The organism is Dietzia sp. DQ11-38-2, from assembly GCF_014145055.1.
Lineage (GTDB): Bacteria > Actinomycetota > Actinomycetes > Mycobacteriales > Mycobacteriaceae > Dietzia.
Window position 1 is genome coordinate 6,568 of the sequence record NZ_JAALDW010000492.1, and the last position, 1,211, is coordinate 7,778.

Here is a 1,211-nt window from a genome sequence, read left to right on the forward strand (position 1 = left end):
GCAGTCCTCGGCCTCGAGCGTCACGCACACGTATCCGGACGAGTACCGGACGAGGAAACCCATCAGCTCGGGAGTCGCGAGTTCGGCGGCGAAGATCAGGTCGCCCTCGTTCTCCCGGTCCTCGCTGTCCACCACGACGACGGCTCGTCCCGCCGCGATGTCGGCGATGGCGCGGTCGATGCCGTCGAAGGTGGTCACTGCTGCGGGTTCTCCTCGGTACTCATCACACCCGGGCGGCGTCCGCGGGCACGGCCACAAGTATGGCGCATCCGCTCACCCGGTCCGGTCACCGCGTCCTCCCAGGAGACGCTCGACGTACTTGGCCAGGACGTCGACCTCCAGGTTGACCCGGCCTCCCCGGGGCAGACCACCGAGGATCGTGTCCTCCAGCGTGGTGGGGATGAGCGAGACCTCGAACCACGGCTCCCGCTGCCCGAGCGGACTGACCGCTGACACCGTGAGCGAGGTCCCCGACACCGTGATGGATCCCTTCTCGACCACGTAGCGGGACAGCTCCGGCGGCATCGACAGGCGCAGCACGTGCCATCTGGCGTGCTCGGTCCTGCTGATCAGGGCGCCTGTACCGTCGACGTGCCCCTGGACGATGTGTCCTCCGAAGCGTGCGTCCGCCCGCATCGCGCGCTCCAGGTTCACCGGATCCCCGGGACGCAGCGCACCCAGGGCGGTGCGGTCGAGGGTCTCGGCCATCACGTCGGCGTCGAATCCCACCCCGGGGGTGAACTCGGTGACGGTGAGGCAGACGCCGTTGACGCAGATCGAGTCGCCGTGACCGGCGTCGGACGTGACGAGCGGTCCGAGGATCCGCAGACGCGCGGAGTCTCCCACCGTGTCGACGGAGTCCAGCGTGCCGAGTTCCTCGACGATTCCGGTGAACATCAGAGCGGTCCTCTCGTGGGTGTGGTCATTCGGGTCATCCGGTCATCCGGTTCGTCTCATCATGCGGAGATAGACGTCCTGGCCCAGCACCGCGGTCTCGCAGACCTCGAAACCGTGCGCGTCGGAGAGTGTGCCGACACCGGCCTCCTCGACGGCGGACCGGCCGCCGCCCAACACGAGGGGCGCGAGGTAGGCCTCGACCTCGTCGACGAGCCCGGCGGAGAGGAACGCGCCGGCCAGCCGGGGTCCGCCCTCGACCAGGACGTGCTGGACGTCGCCGAGCATCGCGAGCGCGTCCGCCGGGTCGCGCGTGG

At 69.4% G+C, this 1,211-nt stretch carries 3 protein-coding genes; all 3 read right to left on the bottom strand.

What is annotated here, in order from left to right; genetic code table 11:
- Positions 1-198, bottom strand: a 198-nt coding sequence (locus G6026_RS17660) for a 3,4-dihydroxy-2-butanone-4-phosphate synthase (RefSeq protein WP_347238124.1), incomplete at its 3' end; no start/stop codon positions are given.
- Positions 199-273: 75 nt separating this feature from the next.
- Entirely contained in the window at positions 274-897 is a 624-nt protein-coding gene (locus tag G6026_RS15415; RefSeq protein WP_182613689.1) for a riboflavin synthase, read from the bottom strand.
- Between the two features lie 42 nt (positions 898-939).
- Positions 940-1,211, bottom strand: a 272-nt coding sequence (locus G6026_RS15420) for a dihydrofolate reductase family protein (RefSeq protein ID WP_182613690.1), incomplete at its 5' end; no start/stop codon positions are given.